Source organism: Candidatus Margulisiibacteriota bacterium, assembly GCA_041658645.1.
Taxonomy (GTDB): Bacteria; Margulisbacteria; WOR-1; order O2-12-FULL-45-9; family XYB2-FULL-48-7; genus JBAZZV01.
In genome coordinates this window covers 200,286-221,036 of record JBAZZV010000003.1, presented here as the reverse complement: position 1 = coordinate 221,036, position 20,751 = coordinate 200,286, and the positions used below count along the sequence as shown (strand labels likewise).

7 protein-coding genes are annotated in these 20,751 nt (G+C 47.3%); all 7 read left to right on the top strand.

Translation table 11 applies throughout. The annotated features are described in order from the left end of the window. The first annotated feature begins 52 nt into the window (after positions 1-52). The 7 genes from WC903_03865 to WC903_03835 all read left to right on the top strand — a co-directional run bounded on the left by WC903_03865 (position 53) and on the right by WC903_03835 (position 20,630). A complete protein-coding gene (locus WC903_03865) occupies positions 53-5,062 on the top strand; it encodes an alpha-2-macroglobulin family protein (protein ID MFA5893080.1) in 5,010 nt (1,669 codons plus the stop codon). 26 nt (positions 5,063-5,088) lie between these two features. After that, positions 5,089-6,624, top strand: coding sequence for an AmmeMemoRadiSam system protein B (gene amrB / locus WC903_03860; protein ID MFA5893079.1), 1,536 nt, complete (start codon positions 5,089-5,091; stop codon positions 6,622-6,624). Positions 6,625-6,772: 148 nt separating this feature from the next. Beyond that, positions 6,773-7,480: a hypothetical protein gene (locus WC903_03855; protein ID MFA5893078.1), complete on the top strand. Its 708-nt coding sequence runs from the start codon at positions 6,773-6,775 to the stop codon at positions 7,478-7,480. After that, on the top strand, positions 7,452-8,852 hold the full coding sequence (locus WC903_03850; GenBank protein MFA5893077.1) for a M23 family metallopeptidase: 1,401 nt from the start codon (positions 7,452-7,454) through the stop codon (positions 8,850-8,852). Before WC903_03855 ends, WC903_03850 begins: the two co-directional genes overlap by 29 nt. Next, positions 8,801-9,523, top strand: a complete 723-nt coding sequence (locus WC903_03845) for a hypothetical protein (protein ID MFA5893076.1) — start codon at positions 8,801-8,803, stop codon at positions 9,521-9,523. The genes WC903_03850 and WC903_03845 overlap by 52 nt, the downstream gene beginning before the upstream one ends. A gap of 357 nt (positions 9,524-9,880) precedes the next feature. Continuing rightward, entirely contained in the window at positions 9,881-10,489 is a 609-nt protein-coding gene (locus WC903_03840) for a PsbP-related protein (protein MFA5893075.1), read from the top strand. A gap of 535 nt (positions 10,490-11,024) precedes the next feature. Beyond that, positions 11,025-20,630 carry a FlgD immunoglobulin-like domain containing protein gene (locus tag WC903_03835; GenBank protein MFA5893074.1) on the top strand — a complete coding sequence of 3,202 codons (9,606 nt, stop codon included), beginning with the start codon at positions 11,025-11,027 and terminating at the stop codon, positions 20,628-20,630. Positions 20,631-20,751 lie beyond the last annotated feature (121 nt).

Sequence of the window (20,751 nt, the reverse complement as noted above, 5' to 3'; positions counted from 1 at the left end):
CCTTGGCTTGGCGCGTAATAATGCTCGAAAGAAAATGGGAGAATAATAAATTATGATAAAAAGAATTAGGGAGATTTTAAAGGGTTTTTCTGGCGCGGCCCTGCTGCCGTTCCTTTTATTGTTGGGTATTATTTTTATAGTTATTTTTGCGCCGCAGCATTTTGAAATAAAAAAACAATCTCAATTAGCTTATATCGCCCCCGGCGCGAATTTTGTATTAGCTGTCTCTAGCGCGGCTAAACTTGAAGATATAAAAAAGCAGCTGAAAATTGAACCCGGGCTCAAGGGTGAGTTAACTAAAAATTATGACGAACTGATCTTTACTCCTTCGGAGCCGGTCAAGGCCGGCGAGAAATATAAAATCATATACTCTCCCAAAATCATAGCAGGCAAAGGGAAGTATGAAGAACAAAGTTTTGAGTTTATTTTCGAGGTTGTAGCGGGCTTAAGTATTTATCCGGTTTCCAGCTCTAACCGTGACCTTTACACGTTTAACGCTTATGATAAAGAAAGGGTCATCTCCTTTGTCAACCTGTACGATGTTAAAAAATTAGAGGTTGAATTGTTTAAAAGTGATCTTCAAGCCTATTTAAATCAATATACAAAGGAAGAAAAAGACACCAGCAAACTCAAGCCCATCAATACCTGGGCCCTGGACTGTGAGGACAAAGATTCGGTCATGGTTAAGCTGCCGAGCAATCAAGATGGTTTATATCTGATTAAAACAAAAAATCAAAAGGGGGAAAAGGCTTTTTTCCATTATTTGGTGACTCCTTACGCTATGTTAAGCCGTCAGGCCGGGGACCGCTGGTGCCTGCTAGCAGTTGACGTGAAAAGCGGCAACGTCTTGCCGGACATGAAGATTGATTATTATTCCTTCAACGGGGATAAATCCTTGAAAAAATTGGTCAGCGGGAAAACCGATGCTCGCGGGTTTTCTTATTCTAATCTAGCTGATAGCGACAAGCCTAAAATTATTATTGGTGAGCTGGGCGGAAAATGGGTGATAAATGATATCGCCCGGAAGGAATGGTGGGGAGATTCTGACGGCCAGGATAGCCGCCAGCCAAGTTATCAGGCCTATCTTTACACTGACCGGCCGTTGTATAAGCCTGGAGATATGGTCAATTTCAAGGGGATTGTCAGGATTGATGATGATGCTAAATATACTATCCCAACCGGCCAGGAGATATTATTAGAAGTCCAGGGAGACTGGAATACCCCGCCTATTTACAAAAAATCGTTCAAATGTAATAACGAGGGAATATTTTATGGCAGTTTCAGGCTGAACGAAGAGCTGAAAACCGGTGATTATTCGCTTTACGCTAAAATCGGTGGCCATAACGAGTCTTGGACTTCTATCTTGGTTGAAAAATATGTAAAACCGGAATTTGAGCTTAAACTTACTTGTGATAAAGAGAAGTGTATACAAGGTGAGAAAATGGCATTTAAGACGTCAGCCGTCTATTTCTTTGGCCAACCGGTTGTTGGTCAGAAAGTACATTATAAGGTATTGGCCCGGGAGCTGGGTTATTGGGATTGGTATGGCTATGGCGGAGGCGAAGAGATTGAAAATGGGGAGGCCATATTAAACAGCCAAGGGGAGGCGGTAATAGTCCTAACTGCTCCACCGACCAAAAGACAAAAAGCCGTGACCGTTGAATTTTCTCTAGCAGATGAGAGCGGCCGCCCTTCGTCCACAAGCAGGTCTGTTATGGTGCTCGGTTCGGGACTGAATATAAATGTTGATCATGACTATTTCTGGGGCGGACCAGGCCAGGCAAAACACTTGCCGATAAGCGTTTTAGACGCTTCCGATAAGCCGGTTAAAGGGATAGGTTTGACGGCCAAAGTGTTTAAAGTTGATTATTTTTATGGGGAGGATGGGGATGAGTACAGTAGCGCGGAGCAGAAAAAGAAATTAATGGAGAGGAAAATAAAAACAGCTGAAGATGGTAAAGCCGCTTTCTCTTTTACCCCGCAGGAAAGCGGCGAATATCGCGTGTTTATCGAAGCCACAGATCAAAAAGGCAAATCAGTTAGCCGGGAGTTTTATTTTTGGGTCTGGGGAAGGCCAGTTAAAGCGGCTAATCGCAAAACGGAAGTCCTGTTGGTCCCTAACAAAGAAAGCTACCGGCCCGGGGATGAAGCCGGAATTTATGCCAGCCTGCCGCTTGAGAAAGGGGTGGTGATGTTCACTCTGACGCGCGGTAAATTGTATAAAGCCTGGACGCAAATATTTTCGGATTATAAAACATCATTTGTCCTGCCGGTTACCGATGCGTTTATGCCAAATATCTTCCTTCAAGCTGATGTTTACGCCGAAAGCCGATTTAATTCCACGGAAAAGAAGTTGGTAGTGCCGGCGGCTTCTAAAAAGATTAAGCTGGAAGTTATTCCGGAAAGCCACAATGGCTTACCGGGTAGAAGCATAGAGGTGGCGGTAAAAACCAGTGATGAAAAGGGCCGGCCGGTACGAGCCAACGCTTCCCTGGCGCTGGTAGACAAAGCACTGTTCGCGTTGCAAAGTGACAATGTGGCCAATATATTTGACGCGTTTTACAGCGAGCGCGGGAATAATGTTCGGGCCTACAATTCAATGGACAATCCGATCGCTTCCGGCGCTGAAAAGGGGGGCTGTTTCCTTGAAGGAACAAAAATCACCATGGCCGATGGCCGACTGTTAACTATTGAAGAAGTTAATGCCGGCGATAGCGTACTGACCAAGCTTTCAGAGAATAACAGCCGACTTTGTCCCGCTAAGGTCGCCCAAAAGTTCAAACATGTTGTGGAAGAATATTTTATAATAAATGACAGTCTCAGGGTTACGCCTCCCCATATTATGCGCGTCAACGATAGCTGGCAGGAAGCTTGGAAAATTAAAAAAGGCGATCGCCTTTTGGATGTTAATGGCAATCCGGTGGAGGTTAAGCAGATTGAGCACAGAAAAGAGCCGGTAACCGTCTACAACCTGATGATTGATGAACGGCATACCTTTTTCGCGGACGGTGTTTACGTCCATAATGAAAAAGGGGAAGATATGCCCCGTAAGAATTTTGTCGATGTTGCTTATTGGAATCCAAATATCCAGACCGATTCGAATGGAATAGCGAAAGTAAAAATACAATTACCCGATAATCTTACAACCTGGGTAGCCCATTCTAAAGCGGTTTCTAGGGATACAAAGGTAGGCCAGGGGGAAGATGAGATCATTGTAAGTAAACCGCTTTTTATCCGTCCGCTCCTTCCCCGGTTCCTGAGAAATGGCGATAGGGTCGAATTAAAAGCGATGGTCCATAATTACTCAAGAGACAGCCAGCTGGTGACGGTAGCTTTGGGGGCAGATAAAATTAAGTTGCTGACAGACAAAAAACATCAGATTTTACTGGCTCCTGGTGAAGCAAAAACGGTCCGCTGGCAGGCGATCGCCCCGCAAGTCAATATGGTGATCCTGGCTTTTTCCGCCAAAGCTAAAAAGGAGAAAGATACTGTTATTCTGAAGCTTCCCGTCAAACCCTTTGGTGAAAAAGTTGAATTTTCCCGGGCCGGGCGTGCGCCAGGCCGGTTTGAGTTCCGCCGGGATAGGCAAGCTATGACGCCGTTCAGTCGTTATTCATTGACCATCAGCCCTTCAATAGCGTCAAAATTTCCGGCAATGATTCAGGCATTAGTCGATTATCCATATGGTTGTACAGAACAGACAATGAGTAAACTTTATCCGACCGCATTAGTTTACAGGCACCAAAAAGCGTTGGGGATCAAGCCGCCAAAAAATATCAAATCAATGCTGGAAAAAGGTTTAACGCGCCTGGCCGGTTTTCAGCATGGAGACGGTGGCTGGGGTTGGTGGGTTGACGATCAGACGAATTTGCAAATGACCGGCTATGTCGTCGAAGGGCTATTAAACATCAAAAACGCTAAACTGCCCGTTCATGACGCAATGCTGGGCCGGGGGGTTGAATATCTTAAAAGGGCGGTCACGGCCGAGCCCGACGCTGATCTGAAAGCGTATATTATTTATGTTTTAAATGAAGCTGGAGCGGCCGATCGCAAGCTGGCGGAAGAGCTGGCAAAAGACAAAAGACTTGGCGTTCAAGGCAAATGTTTCGTCGCTATCGTTTTGAATGCCGCCGGGCGCAAAACGGAAGCATTAACGATGCTGAAAAACGTAAAACAGGAAATGAAAAAAAGCCAGTATACATATTACTGGGAAAGCGGACAGGATGGTTCAGGTAAATTCATGGATTCAATCTCCCTGGCATCATCCGCGGCTTTGAAAATGTTCGTTAGGCTGACGCCAAAAGATGAAGTGTTGCCCGGGGTGGCCCAGGGGCTTTTAAGGGAAGATAATTATCATATGACGCGTGACACAGCGGTTAAGCTGTCAGCTTTAACGGAATATCTAGTGGTGTCAGGTGAATTGTCCCCAAGTTACGATTATTCAGTATTTATTAACGGCAAAAAAATAGCAGGGGGACGCTTTAGCGGTTTTAACCCACAAGAAAAAGTCGTTAATTTGGTTAGAAGCGGTTTAAAGGATAAAAATATTATTGAAATAAAGAAAAACGGTAATGGGAATATGTTTTATTCTTTTAAGCAAACCGAGTATTTTAATAAAGAAGCCCTTGAGGCGAAGAATGGCAAGTTAAGCATAATCAGGACATTTCAAGGAATAAAGGGAGCGGAAAACACGGAGTATAATGCGGGGGAGATCGTCAAGGTGGTGCTAAATATAAAATCAGCTGCGGATATTGATTATGTGATGGTCGAAGACCATTTGCCGGCTGGTTTAGAGCCGGTAAATATGAGGCTAAAGAACGAAGCCAGAAGTTTGGATGATCAAGGGTATTACAATGATTATTATAGTTGGGACGAGAAAGACCTCAGGGACGATAGAGTAGTAACTTTTATAACTTATTTAGGAAAGGGAGAAAAGAAGATATCCTATCTGCTCCGAGCGGTTACCCGCGGAAAGACTCGTGCCGCGCCCGCCGAAATCCAATCAATGTATTATCCGGAAATACGGGCTCGGTCCGACAGTGACGTGATCGAAGTTAGGTGAAAAGGTTTTGTTTTTTAGCCGGCTTAATGATCCTCCTGGTTGTTCGGGCAAGCGCTGAATCTTCTGTTGTCGCGGGCATCGCGCCGCATCATCTTCCTCTTGTCGCTTCTATGCTGGAAGAGTTCTACGAAAATATTGGTCAGGCTGAAACCTTTGTGGTAATGGGGCCACGCCATGACGACCGGATAAAAGGGCGCATTATTACTACTAGCGTTGGGGATAATGCTAATTCGAACCTGACAAATCAGCTTGTTGCCTCGGGTTTGGTTGTTGATGAGGCCAATGGTTTTAAAGGTGAGCATTCAATCTTTGCCCAGGCCCAGTGTATCAGGAGGGTATATCCCAGGGCAAAAATCGTCCCGATTTTATTTAGGTCAAACGTCAATGGCGAAGAAACCGGCAAACTAGCGGAGTTATTATATTGTTTGGGGAAAGGGAAGAATATTGTTGTTATTGCCAGTGTGGATCTTGCCCATTATTTACCTCTGGCGGGAATAATTGAAAAAGATATAAGAACCATTAAAAAACTGGAAGCCATGCGGATCGATGAAATTGAATATGGAGACGTCGATTCAAGGCCGGCGGTTCTTACGCTTTTAAAATACGCGCGCCTGGCCGGTGTAAATACGGGGAAATTAGTAAGGTATTCCAACACGGTGGAAATTACCCAGCAGAGGAAAGGCTCTTATACGGGGTACGCCACGATGGTCTTTTCCGGAAATCTACGGTGTGAGATCATGGTGGTCGGCGATATCATGCTCTCCCGATATGTTGGGAAAGGGATGGCCAGGCGGAATAATTGGGAGTGGCCGTTTTTAAAAATAAGGGGTTATTTAAACAAAGCTGACCTCCTGATAGGAAATCTTGAAGGGCCGATATCGTTGCTGGGCCGCCCCCAGGAAAAACCTTATATTTTCAGGGCCGATCCGAGGTCGATCAAAGGCTTGGTGAATTCAGGTTTTAAGGTCTTATCGCTGGCCAACAATCATATGGGTGATTACGGAGTCGTAGCGTATCGTGATACTCAAGAACTATTGCGTGAAAATGGTATCAATTGGGTTGGCTATGATCTTGACGGGAAAGAATTCATCTTTAAATGCTTAAAGATCAAGGGAGAAAAAATCGCCATTGGGGCTTACAGTGAAATGTTAAATGTCCCGGTCTATAATCGAAAAAAAACAAAAGAAGCATTTTTCGAAACGATCTCCAATCTAAAAAATGATGGTTATGTGGTGATTGTTATGGTGCATTTTGGGGAAGAATACGCCCCGGCTTTTAACCAGCACCAGCAGGAATTAGCCAAAGCTTTAATTGAGGCGGGAGCAAAGGTTGTAGTCGGATCCCATCCGCATGTTGTTCAGGGGGTAGAACGGTATAAAGACGGTTACATCGCTTACAGCTTGGGTAACTTTGTGTTTGATCAGAATCATTCTGCAGCAACGCAAAGCGGCAAAATACTCAAGTTGATAATTGAGAACGGGGAGCTTGCCAAGGTATTAACCGACGAGACTAGGATCAATAAATCATTCCAGGTAGAATTGTTTAAGCAAAATAGAATCTAGGCGGCAACTTCCCCTCAAATCCCCCTTAACATTTGCCGGTATATATTAGGAAATCCGCACAGCATATCTCGCGATCAAGGGGGTGCGTCACGTTAGGCTTTTTCTATTATTTCGGGAGTATAATGTGAGCAGGGAGTAGAGGCCATATATGGTTGCGGCTGAATTCCTAGTGCCCATATTGCAGTGCAATTTAGGCCATGAATTGTCGATAATAATAAAGGAGCGAGATGAAATGAATAAACAAATGGTTTTAGCTTCATTATTGATTGGGATCGTATTGGTTGGATTAGTGGGCTGTGTCGGCGAAGGGAAACAGGCAGAGAAAAAAGAAAAAGCGCCTGCTTCAGTTGAGGCGATCGCAGTTCCGACCCAGGAATTGAAAACCCATGTGAGTAAATATGGATTTTCGGTGAAGTATCCAAGGGAGTGGCGGTTGGATGAATATTGGGACTATTATCCCATCCCAAAGTCAAAGCAAGGATTGGTTCCGTTTGCGTTTTCATTGGTTAGTCGTGAAACAGCTCCAGAAAAAGATTTAATTGGAATATTTTGTAATGTATGGGCTTTGCCAGGGAGGACGCCGCAAGGAAGCAGGGAAGTCCAACTAAGATATCTTGCGAAAAACCAACAAATGACTTCGGTTGATAATTTGAAAATATTCAAAAACAACGGGGTTGATTTTGCCTTAGCTTATGGGGTTCCAAGGGGGCGCAGCAATAAATATTATAATTTATTCTTTATTCTCCCGAAAATGGAATCCGTAGTATTTTTTATTTTTGAAGGATTAGGAAAGTATTCAATTGATGAGGTTATGAGGAAGATGATTATTGAAATTGATCGGTATGAAAATAAATAGAAAACCGGTACTGCTAATTGTATCTTGTTTATTCTTGATCTGTTCGGCCAAGGCTGAATATTTGATTGAGAGAATTCGACCTATGGACGTTGATCTGGGGACAAATGCAAATTTTGGCCAGTTCAGGAATCGCACTGGCAGTTACAAGGCTCATGATGGTCTTGATTACCGCACAATTGATTACTTAACAGGTAAACACCATCGCGAGGTGTTCCCGGTTTCTTCCGGCACTGCCTATCCGCATAAAGCGAATGATTCCGGTTGGGGGAGATATGTTGATATTGACCATGGCGGGTTCTGGACACGTTATGCTCATTTGGATGCGGTAAGTGTAGAAGCGGGGGATAGAGTTACCACCTCAATGGTGCTGGGGCTATCCGGCTCCAGTGAAGGGGGCCAAATACCAGGAATGGGGCCGCATTTGCATTTTAGTTTTGGAACAACAAATGCCAACACGCCTAATACAAAGAATCCTATAAAGGAGGGGTTAAAGAAACCAGAGTATGGTGAGTTGAGATTTGTGGAAGATCCTGTGAGATATAGAAAAGTTCGTTTGTTGGCAACAGGGTCTGATGAAACATTTGAAGGAGAGAATCAGTTTATTGATGTGCCGATGCTTGGATGCCCTTTATTGCTTGTCATTGAGGCATATCATAAAGATAATCTTGACACTAATCCTTACAGGGTTGAGATCGAAGCGGAGAATATGACCGATAAAACATGGGGTGACCAAGGGAAACATAAAAAGATAATTCAATTTGATGATATGCAGAGCATAACAGCTTCTCTTGAATCGCATTACTATTGTTTTAGTAAGCCATTTGTTACAACATGCTCAGGGAATAATTCACATGACTATTATTCTTTCAAGATATATCCCGCAGCTGGTGTTTATAAAATAACCGCTAGGATATATTCTTGTTATCGCGACGGGCCTGGAACCTCAGGCTTTCATTTAAGTGCGCCGGAGACTGTGACGCGAACTATAACAGTCGGTTTAAATAGTTTGGATTTCAATGCCGCCGGTTATTCCTACGCCTGGCTGCCCGATGACATTGCGAACAGGGGAATCATGCTAGCGAGTGTGCCAACGCACGTAGGGGCTGCTTCGGTTGGGGCCAGCACTGCTTCAACGGCCACGCCGCCAGAAGTGTTTTATGCCTACGCCAACAACAACATTATCACCAGCAATCTACTTGATGTCGATCCAAATCTTCAGCAAAAGGCGTTGATCGAATCGCGAGCTACGCCAGAGGCGAACTGGTTGATTGAGATTAGAAATAAGTCCGGCGGTCCCCCTGATCGGATATCAGTCCCCAAATGCGGCTGGTTAAGACAAGAATGGGGCGCAGGGAAACCGCCTGCAACTTAGGCCAAGAATTGTCGATAATAATAAAGGAGCGTGTTGGGATGGGCAGAAAAACAATATTCTTTGCAGTATTGACCGGAGTTATATTGATTGGATTAGTGGGTTGCGTCGATAAAGGGAAACAGTTAGAGAAAAAGGCTGAAGTCTCGGCAACCGTTGAGTCAGTTGCTGTTTCGACCCAAGAGATGAAAACCTACATGAGTAAATGGGGGTTTTCGGTGTCATATCCGATGGGCTGGTATTTGAAGGAAAGTAAGGATATCAGGGGGCGTGAGGAGCGCTATTGGTCAATCGATTTTATTAGCTATGATGCGGACAATCAGGCAGCGCCTAATTCACAACAAGGATCATGGATTGATGTTAGCATTAGCATTATAGATGACGCGTATGATGGCGTAGACAAATCGTTAATCCCTTCGGATCCATATGAGAAAATCCTGGCCCTGGTTAAAAAGCACAAATATTCAAACGAAGGCAAAGATATATCTACAAAAAGGATAAAAAATGATTATGACGGCTGCTTAATTTATTACCGAGAAGACACGCCGATGGAGGCGATATATTATCTCCCGAACAAGAATGTTTATTTGAGCATTGGTTTGGAGTCTGACGCCGGGGCTAAAGAATTCTTATCGATTGTGTATTCAATAAGGGATAATGCGAATAAACAGTAAAATATGCGCGACTATCGTGTTTATATTGCTCGTTCAGGGCATGGGCACAGCCTACCTCTTTACTAAGGTTGGGCCCATCGAATATCCGGGGAATAGGTTGTCAGAAAACCAATATATTAGCCATAACTATGGCGAATATAGGTCTTCATCCTATCTTCATGACGGGATGGATTTTAGAATACTAAGCCGGCCGATCCATTCGGAAATTTACCCTGTCGCACCTGGCACGGCTTATGTTTATCCCGATCCAACAAAACATGTAGCCAAATCGCTAATTCCGGCGACTGAATATGATGCGGTTAAACCGCCCGCAATTTAGGCCATGAATTGTCGATAATAATAAAGGAGCGAAATGAGATGAATAAACAAGTGGTTTTGGTTTCATTATTGATTGGGATCGTATTGGTTGGATTAGTGGGCTGTGTCGGTAAAGGAAAGCAGGCGGAGAAAAAGGAAAAAGTGCCTGCTTCAGTTGAGGCGACCACATTATCAACTAAAGAGATGAAAACTTATGTGAGTAAAGCTGGGTTTTCAGTAACTTATCCTGCGAAATGGTATTTAGATGAAAATAGAGGGGCTGGGTGGAGGATTGGGCCAGAAGGGCCCGCTTTTACTATTGCCAACAAAGATCCATACTATTACATCCCTCGAGGCGGAGATAACGTTGAAGTATTCTTTAATGCTTTTGATGATTTGCCAAACTCTCCATCTGACATTAATAAAAAACTGGAGTATTATGTAAAAGAGTTTGGCATGCGATCTATTGATGAATCAAAAATCATAAAAATAGAAAACGAGATATTTTGTTTATCCTTCGGAATACCCCGGGGACGCTCGGACAAGTATAATGTTCTCTTCTTCTATTTGCCTAAATCAAAAACAGTAGCTTCAGCCATTATTTATAGTTCAGGACTGTACTCTATAAAAAAATTGACTGAGATTATATCTATTAAAACCATAAGGTGATATTTTGTTAAATATGCGACGTTTTATCTTGATTATTATTGTGCTGTCTGTTTGTAGGGCATCATACGCAGAATATTCCTTAGAAAGACAGTATCCAGTTGCAGTTGACAATGGAATTAACGCTAACTTTGGTCAATTCCGTAGTCGCACGGGCACTTATAAAGCTCACGACGGAATTGATTATAGGGCGGGTGTTGGAACATTTGTTTATCCGGTTTCTACTGGCACCGCACGAATACATCTGGCAAACGATTCTGCGTGGGGGCGATATGTCATTGTTGAGCATACAGGTGGATTCAAGACCCGATACGCCCATCTTAACGAAATTTACGTTACAGATGGCCAGGTCATAACAACAACCACTACCACTTTGGGCGCATCCGGCTCAACCGAAGGTGGGCTAATCCCTGGAATGGGGCCGCATCTTCACTTTGGGTTAGGGTCGCCCGATGTTTTACCTGCGAACACGAAAAATCCAATTGTTGAGGGGTTAAAACAACCATCTTATGGAGAACTCAAAATTATAGAAGACCCTATGGATTGGCGCAAAATTAAATTGTTAGGGACTGGGACAGATGAAACCTTTGATGGGGAGAATGAGCCACTTCAGGCTGTTCGACCAGGTAAAGCAACGCTGGCAGTAATAGAAGCTTATCAAAGAGACAATAAGTATTTCAACCCCTATAAAATTGAGTTTGAAGTTGAAAATACGAGTAATAGCTCGTGGCCAAAGCAGACTAAAGTTATTGAATTTGACACGATGCAACATATTCTAGCCAGTTTTGAGTCGTATTACTGCTTTTCCAAGCCCTACGTCACATATTGTTCTTCAGAGGCTAGCTATGCCGATTATTATTTCATCAAATTCTATCCCACGGCCGGCGTTTATAAAATAACCGCTAAAATATATTCTTGTTACCGCGATGGTCCTGGAGCTTCAGGCTTTCACTTAACTACGCCAAGCATTGCCGACGGAACCTTAATCGAACGTTATGTTACTGTTGGCATGAATACGGTTGATTTTATTGATAACCGCTACTCTTACGCCTGGCTCCCCGATGACCTCGCCAACCGGGGTGTTATGCTGGCGAGCGTTCCAACGCTGGCCAGAACAGCAGGGGTTAGCGCCAGCACCGTAACGCCGCTGGCGATCCCCGAGGTCTTCTACGCTTTCGCGAACAATAATGTCATTACCAGTAATCTGCTTGATGTTGATCCAAATCTTCAGCAGAAGGCGTTAATCGAATCGCGCTCAACACCTGAAGCGAATTGGCTGGTGGAGATCAAAAATGAGTCTGGTACTGCTGTTGTTGACCGAATAGCCGTAGCTAAGCAAGGGTGGTTAAGAACGGAATGGGGGGCAGGGAAGCCGGCCGGGACATACACGTTTACTGTAACTGCCACAAATGCCGCGGGGGCAACCATTTTTAAATCTAACGATAAGATTACGATCGATAACACCAAGCCGTCGGCGTTGGTATATACAGTCTCCAATAGTGTTGCAGCCGCGGAGCAGATTATTTCAACCAAAATCAGGCCATATGAGAACTTAAGGAGCATGTTGGTCAATGTGGTTAAAGACGGCGATTATTCAATGGTTGAAGAGCGGATCTATTCGACCCCCTTTGCGGAAAAGGATAAAGAAGAGCAAGTTGACTGGGAAGACGCGATCGCCTATCCTGAAGGTTTTTATCGCTTGCAGTATGTGATGACCGATGTGGCTGGGAATATCGCGAAAGCATACTCGCCGGTCGTGTCGGTGAATACGAGCGGGAGTTATATCCCTCCATCCGCGACAATTGAGGTTTCGGCGCCGGCGCTTCCGGAATTACCAAAATGGGAAGATCGGCCCAAGGTATCGGATATTGCCTTCGATTCCTCCGGCAACCAATATGTTCTCTTTGGGCGATATGACAAATTGGTCAAATATAGCCCGGCTGGGGAAGTGCTTGGGAAAATCGAAGGCTTGCGTAATCCCCTCGGCCTTGCCGTTTCCCCCACCGGGGACCGGGTGCTTGTGGCGGATACTTACGCTAATCGGGCATTGATTTATGATGGGGATCTGAATCTGGTTAAAGAAATTAAGGGACAGGATGTTTATGTGACCTATGGAGAAGTTGATAGTTATGCTTGGAGTTGGCTCGGAAACACGAGTTATTCCGACTCTGCTGGTGCTGGGAAAAAGAAGAATGCGCGGGAGAGCTATTTTCTTCCCGAAGATGTAGGGTTATTCAACAATAATATATATGTGATAGACAATGGCAAGCACCGTTTGTTGAAGTACGATTTGAGCGGTGAGGCAACAATCTTTTCCATGCTAAAGGCGGACTTGAAGGAAGAAGCTCGGGCTGCTTTTAATCAAAACTTTACTTTTAATGGCCAAACGGTTGATAAGGCGCTATTTTATTCTAACGCGCTCAACGATAATATCGTCTTTGATAAAGGTTCCTGTGGACATAATGTGTTGCAGGCAGATTGGGAAAGAAGCTGGTTGAGGGAAATGTATTATCACTATAATCCTGCCGGAGACGCGGCCGGCCAATTCATTTCTCCGGAATCAACCGCCGCCGATCCCTCCGGCTCCCTCTACGTCGCTGACACCGGTAATAATAGAATCCAGAAGTTTAACCCGGATGGCTCTTTTGCCGCCAAATTCGGGGAGGGAGTCCTCAATAATCCCAAAGGGATAGACATTGATGCTTATGGGAATGTCTGGGTAGCTGATACCGGCAATCATCGGATAGTCCAGTTCGATCCAGTTGGTACGTTAATCAAAGAATACAAGTCGGAAGAATACGAGATCAACCCGCAGAAGATTAAAGTAAAAGACGGGAAAATATATATTGCGGACGCTAATCATGACCAACCTCTTGTCTGGAATATCGGGGGTAGTCTGGCCAATGTTAAAGTAACCGATGTCTGGATATCGCCTAATAACGACAGCGTTAAAGACGCCACGCGGATCCAATACAGCCTGTCACAGCCGGCGGAGATATCGGCCCAGCTTATCCCAAAAACTTCGGGCGGGGCCGTCGCGCAAAGCTCAAATAATCTGTTGGCTTTCGATGATTTATCGCGAGGGATGGGATTCAATGAGGAGACGTGGGGAGGCGGTTTAGCCGCTAACAATTCGTTGCTGGCCAATAGCGCTTCAGGCTCGGGGGAGCCGCAAGCTATTGCCGATGGCAATTATTCGCTAAAACTGATAGCTTCGTTTGGGGACTATCGGAAGTCGAGTTCGGTTGACCTTAACATCGACACAACTCCTCCAACCATTTCCCTCGACCGGGCGCCGCCGGCGGTTTCTCCGAATGGCGACCACGTTAACGACGCAATGCAAATCAACTACTCCATCTCCGACAACCTCTCACCGACCGCCGAAGCTAAACTGACCCTCTGGAAGAATAACCACTTGGTGGGGATACTGCTGGCTGAAAACAAGACGCTTGAAATGCGGACAGGGACAAGCCCTGTCCCTACATATGAATGCGATGGTCAGCTGCCCTGGGATGGCAAAGTATCCGGCTATGTTAGCGAGGGGAACTACATATTAAAGCTTGAAGCGACCGACCTGGCGGGAAACAAGGCAGTCGCCACCCGGGAGGTCATAGTCGACTTCCAGCCGCCCAGGATCGAAGCGGTAAAACTCACTAACCCATACTTCTCCCCCAACGGCGACGGGCGGAAAGATAATACCGAGATCAGCTTTTACTTGAGCGATAACTACGCGACCACAATGCCGGCGACCATCCTGATCGAAAACAGCCAGGGGGGCGAAGTGGCAAGGATCGCAAATCGAATTGATCTTGTCCCTGGCGAGTATTGCTTTACCTGGGAAGGGGTGTCACTCCCCGATGGCGACTACTTGGCCAGGATCTACGCCGAGGACGAAGCGGGCAACCTTGGGACGATGGAGCCGCAGGCGGTCGCGATCGATACCGTGCCGCCGACAGTTGAAAGCTTTGCTGCCGACCCGAATCCCTTTACCCCGAACGACGATGGGGTCAAAGATCGGACAATATTCTCATATAAGCTCTCCGAACCATGCAATACTGAACTTAAAATATTCCGCGAGGACCAAAGCAAACTCTTCCGTGACTATCGCCAGAACGACATTACTTCCGGAAGTTTCAAATGGGACGGGACCGGCTTCCATGGAGAGATACTCGGCGAAGACCACCCATTTAACCTTTATGCCGAAGACCGGGCGGGGAATGCCACGACCACCGAAGCGCAGATCATCGTCGTTGACCATGCTCCTTCGCTCGTCCCTTATGCCTTTGCCGAGCCCGACCCGTTCTCGCCGGTCAACCCGAAGAACAATACAACCACGATCCGTTACTTCCTGACCCGGGATGGCTTGACGGTCAACGCGGCGATCACCGGGAAAGAGGGGAGGATCGTTAAACAATTGGTCAAAGATGAAGTGCAAAACAAAGGGGAGCATACCGTTAACTGGGATGGCGGCTTTGATCCTGCCTACGACGGCCCGCGCGCTTCGGGCAACAACAGCCGGGTAGCCGATGGAGCCTGGGAGGTTAAAGTAACGGCAACGGCCAGCGATGAGCCAAAACCATGTTTAACCTCGAACACTGTTCTGGTCGATAATGTGCAGCCGTTCATTATGGCGGACCCCGTGGCGATCGATCTGCTCAACCAAAAAGCTTCCTTGACCTATTCGATCCCGGAAACATCATCAGTCGAGGTCGCGGTTTACGATAGCCATGACGCGTTGATCCGGGCGGTCAACACGGCGACTAAACCGGCCGGGACGCACACTGCCACCTGGCAGGCGACTATGGCCGACAAGGAGTTGGCGTACTTCAGAGTGACGGCGATCGATCGGGCGCTCAATGAAGCGGAGAAGAAGAGCGAGCTCTTTGCCATTGTTCCTCAAGAAACGCTGCAAGTAACCGGCTTGAACGTGGTCCCAGCGACATTTACGCCCAATGGCGACGGCTTGCTCGACCAGACCAGGTTTGCTTATCATCTGTCCGGCGGCGCGCCGGAGTATCAAGTTAATATCGCTGTTCAGACGGAGACAGGCTCGACCGTAAAGACGATTGTCCGAAACGATCCGCAAAACGCCGGGACATATTCTTTTTACTGGGACGGGAAGAGTGACGCCGGGCTTGTTGCCCCGGACGGGCGCTACCGTTGCGTGATCGAAGCGGCCGACAAGCTGGGTGCTTTTATCAGCGGAGCGGCGCCGGTCTTGCTTGTAGCCACGAAGCCAACGGTCGGCCTGGCGGCCAGCCTGCCGATCTTCTCGCCGAACGGCGACGGCGAAAAAGACACGGTCGATTTTAACTATTCGATCAACTACGCGACACTGTATATCTCCGGCGAAGCACTGGTTAAACTGGAAGTACTTAACGCTTCAAGCGAAGCGGTGTGGAGCCGGGTGTTCAATAAGACCGCCGGATCTTATATCTATCAATATGACGGGACCAAAGATGACGGCTCTCCGCTGCTGGCCGGCGAATATTATGTGAGAATAAGCGGCCAGGACGCCCTCAATGGATTGGCAGTCCAAAAGACAAACCCGCTAACGGTTGATTACTCAAGCCCGGAACCGTCTGACTTTACCATCAGCCATACTTACGCGAAATTGGGCGACGAGATAACTGTCGCCCTTTCCTTCCCCGAACTGCTGGCCGAAGATCCGACAGTCAGCGTAGCGATGAGCGATGGGGCGAAAAAAACACCGTTGTTGGCGACGAAAGAGGCGAATAATTATACCTACAGCTACACGATTGCCGGAGAGGACGCGGAAGGATTAACGACCGTATCGGTTGAGGCACGTGATTTGGCTTTTAACCCGATCCGCAAGAGCAAGAGTTTAATGATCGATAAGACCAATCCGGCGGTTACAAACGTTAGCGTTACGCCTACTCCGGCAAGCACGCCAGAAGTAAGCGGCCAGGTGAGCATCAAATTTAATGTTTCCGAGCCGCTCAAGGGAGCCCCGAAAGTCTACGTCACGCAGAACGGTACCGTGCCGCAATTATTGCCGGTCAACGGCTCCTATGAGGCGAAATACAATGTCATCACCGGTTACGACGGCCCGGCGCTGATTACAGTTGAAGTAGTCGACCTGGCTGATAACGAATCACGGCTCACGAACCACGATTCACTACTGGTTGATACCATTGCCCCGGCCTTCAGCAGTTTAGAGTGCGAGATCGTTGGTAATCCGGAATATAACAAACAGGCAAAAGAGGGGACGACTGCGACGCTTCGCTTCAAGACGTCCGAACCGCTCAAATTCAATCCCGAAGTGAGAGTCAATGGCAATCCAGCGGTTTACGATGGACTATCCGCCAATGAGTATACGTATAAATACGACGTTACAAATGCCGATATGAACGGCACGGCTGAAGTGACGGTCAGCGGATACGATTTTGCTCTTAATGCCGGTAGTATAACTTCAACCTCGCCGGAGAGCTTTGTGATCGATCTCATCAGGCCGTTGGTGGCGATCGCTTCGCCGGAGAGCGAGATGATCGCGACCCCCAGCCCGTTCCAGACCAATGGAAAGCCGGGGATAGATAACCTGCAAACGAGGCTGAATTATGAGATTAATGAACCGGGCTATGTGACGATCAGCGTCCACAAAGTGACCAATAGCCAGGAGTCATATGTGAGGACGGATTTTACCACGGACAATCAAGTCGCTAAGTTCACCAAAGGGTGGGAGAGTGCTGGCGCCCATTTTGAGTATTGGGATGGCCGGATCGGGTATAACCAGACGGAATATGACGGAAACAGTAATGGCTTTGCCGATCCCGGCAAGTTTGCCTTTATTGTCGATGTGCGCGATCGGGCCGGCAACCTGATCGAAGGGAAGTGGGGCGGCACCTGTTGGGTCCAGGACAACGTTCTTGATCTGGCTAAAGCGGAGCGGGGAGAAGATAACCCGTTCCCGCTCTATTTCTCGCCTAACGGCGACGGCACAATGGAAACAACGACCGCGTATTTCCGCGTTTCCCTCGGCATTACCCCGGCCGAGTGCAGGCGCCCGGAGAGGATCTCCGCTTTTGGCGTCCAGGATATCGCCTGGAACACGGTCGAAGTTAAAGCGATCGGCACTTACACCGCGGAAGTCTACAACGCGGACAAGAGCCAGCTGATCAAAGTGATCCGCGCGAATGAAGTACTGCAGTCGAACAAGGTCATCCCGGTTGTCTGGGACGGGCGAAACAGCGCCGGTAATTATGTCCCCGAAGGGACATATCGGATCGTGATCGACGCGCGCGATTATCTCGGCGGGCAGGCGCTGAATAATTTACTGACCTTGACGGCGACTGTTGATACCACCGTGCCGGTGATTGTCAGCCATGAGCCGCAAACTCAAGCGTTGACCAGCTGGCATAACGGCAAAAATTCGATCGGTAATCCAATTACTTATACTTATGATGTTGATTACTTCGATAACGGCAACAGCTTTGCTTCTAAGCTGGCCAGGGCGGAGTATCGGATCGGCAGTAATGGCTCCTGGCAAACGATCTTTAATGACCTTAATGCCGGCTCTTATACCAACAATTGGGGGCAGGCTGTTTATGGACAATGTACTGAAGGAGTAAATATTATTTATGTCAGGGCGATGGATAAGGCAGGGAATGAAACAGCGGCTACTTTTGCTTTTTACGCCAGGAAAGATGAAACGGCGCCCGCCAATCCTTCTGTCGGCATCAATTCCTCGGCAGCTTATACGGCCTCAAGGAGTGTTAACCTTCAGCTTGGCGCGCAGGACCCGTTAAGCGGGGTCAGCGAAACCTGGGTGGCCAATGACGGCGAGGGGTTTCAATCGTTTTCCGCCAATCCCTGGTTGTTACGGGACGCGGACGGATACAGGACGGTTACCGCGAAGTTCAAAGATGCCGCCGGCAACTGGAGCGGCACGGTAACTGATGATATTAATCTTGATCGGGCCGCGCCGTCGGTCACTTCACTGGCTGTTGACCGCAATCCGATGAGCCCGCTTGTTTCCCCGGCTTTGACGTTCTCCTATAGTTTAAACGAAACCGCCACCGTCACGCTTTATCTTGACGGTTCAGCCAGCAGCGACCCGGCTTCCCAGATTTCCGGCAGCCAATCGATCTCTTATAATGTGAATTCCAGTATTAGCGAGGGGAGTCACAGCTATTATATACATGCGGTCGATCTGGCCGGCAATAGCGCGGATTCCAGCGCTAATAGTTTTACGGTCGATAAGATGCCGCCGACAATTGCCAATATTACGTTCAGCCGGAAGGTTCTGTTCCCCGATGGGACGGCGGCCTCCACTCTAGTTTCTTATCAAGCGTCTGATCCTCTTTCCGGGGTTGCCGATGTTGACGCGGCGATCAAAAACCAAAGCGGCTCGGTGGTGCGGAATATCAATAATGTGGGGGGAGAGTTTACCTGGGACGCGAAAAACAACGGCGGGGTTTTTGTGCCGGTCGGCTATTACACTTTAGAATTTACCGCCACAGATGGCGCGGGAAATGTTTCGACTATCCCCGGCTCCAGCCGGATCAGGGTCAAAAGCCGGGATGAAGTGGTCATGGTTGATGATAACGGGAGCCGGGACGAAGATATCCGTATTTCGAAAATTGCCAAGGGTTCTTGGACTTACCTGACCAATTATTGGACAGCATCAGACCAACTGTATGGCTATAGCGCAGCTGGTGATTTTCTGGGAGATGGCCAGCCGTTATTCGCGACTTTAAATGGGAGCAATGTGGTAAAAATCTTTAACCCAAGAAATCAAACCGTTGTCAGTAGTTTTAGTATACCAAACGTCTCTCGTCTGGCGGCCGGCGATTATGACGGAAATGGGACTGATGAAATCGCGGCGCTAGGGAGCGATTCCTGGATCAGAATATATAATTACAGCGGTTTGCTGATTAAATCTTTCAAGGCGGCCGGCAATGAAATGGCGGCCGGAGATTTTTATGGAGATGGGTACGACGAGATTGTTACTATAACTAATGGCGGCAAATCAGTCTATTTATTCGATCCGGGGAGTATCAGTGATGGGGCTTCCGGTAACAATTATTATATCAGTTGGTCGGCGCCGGAGAATCTTGGTTATGTTGCCTGCGGCGATATGACTGGGGACGGGAAGGAAGAAATAGCGTTAAGTGCCCCAGTATGGTTTAGCTCTGCGTACCAGTACCAAAACAACTATTATATTTATGGCGGATCAGGCACTTTAAAAAATAGTTTAAATTTTTGGGATGCTTCAGCTTTTAAATATGTCACCGTCGGCGACTATGCCGGCGATGGCCTTTCTGAAGTGGCCGCTTTAACAAATGGTTCAGATTCCTGGATGGCAATTTTTAATCCTATGGCTTCATCATGGTCATCGGCATTGCTCAAATCGCAAGGTGTCGGCGGCGATTATTGCAGTTACCCGGCAAGTGAAGATATTTTATGTTCTTATGATTATACTTCCGCGTACGCGGTTGTTAGCGCTCCGCTGGCCCTCTCCGCCACCCTCGAACTCCCAATCCTTACTGCGCCGGAGAAAGACAAGCAGAACGTCAGCAGTATCCGCCCAACCTTTGCCTGGCAGCACCATAAGGGGGACACTGCCGAGTACAAGATAGATGTGGCCAAGAATGATACCTTTACAATAGCTAATCAATCATTTGCCAAATCGCCCAATACCGGCTCGCCGGACAGCGCGGACCCAGCGCTCTTTAATTATACTTACTCTATCCACGAGTTCGATCCGGGACTGGATAAGGACACTTATTATTGGAAAGTGACGGCTTTAACCACCAACGAAGCGGCGACCTCCGAAGTCTGGTCGTTCACTATCCAGCCCGACCTGACGCTGACCGGCATTACCAACTATCCGAACCCGTTCAGCCCGAACCGGGAAAAGACGAAGATCCGCTATAAGTTGGGCGCCGATGCCGACGAGGTCAAGATCAGGATCTACGATATAACCGGCTCATTGGTCACGGAGCTTGACGGGACGACCCGGGGCGAAATGTCGTCGGTCTGGGATAAGTATAACGATGTTGACTGGAACGGAACCAATGGACGCGGCGATAAAGTGGTCAATGGCATCTATCCGTTTGAAGTGGTAGCTCGACTCGGAGACAGGAGTGTGTCTGGGCGGGGAAAGATTGCTGTTTTGAAGTGAGGTAATGAGAAATGGGAAGTGAGCCAGGAAGTGAGAAATTGGAAGTAGGAGCGAGAATTCAAATCCTCCAACATCTCACATCTAAATTCTTAACCCATTTCTCAACTCTAATTACCCGACT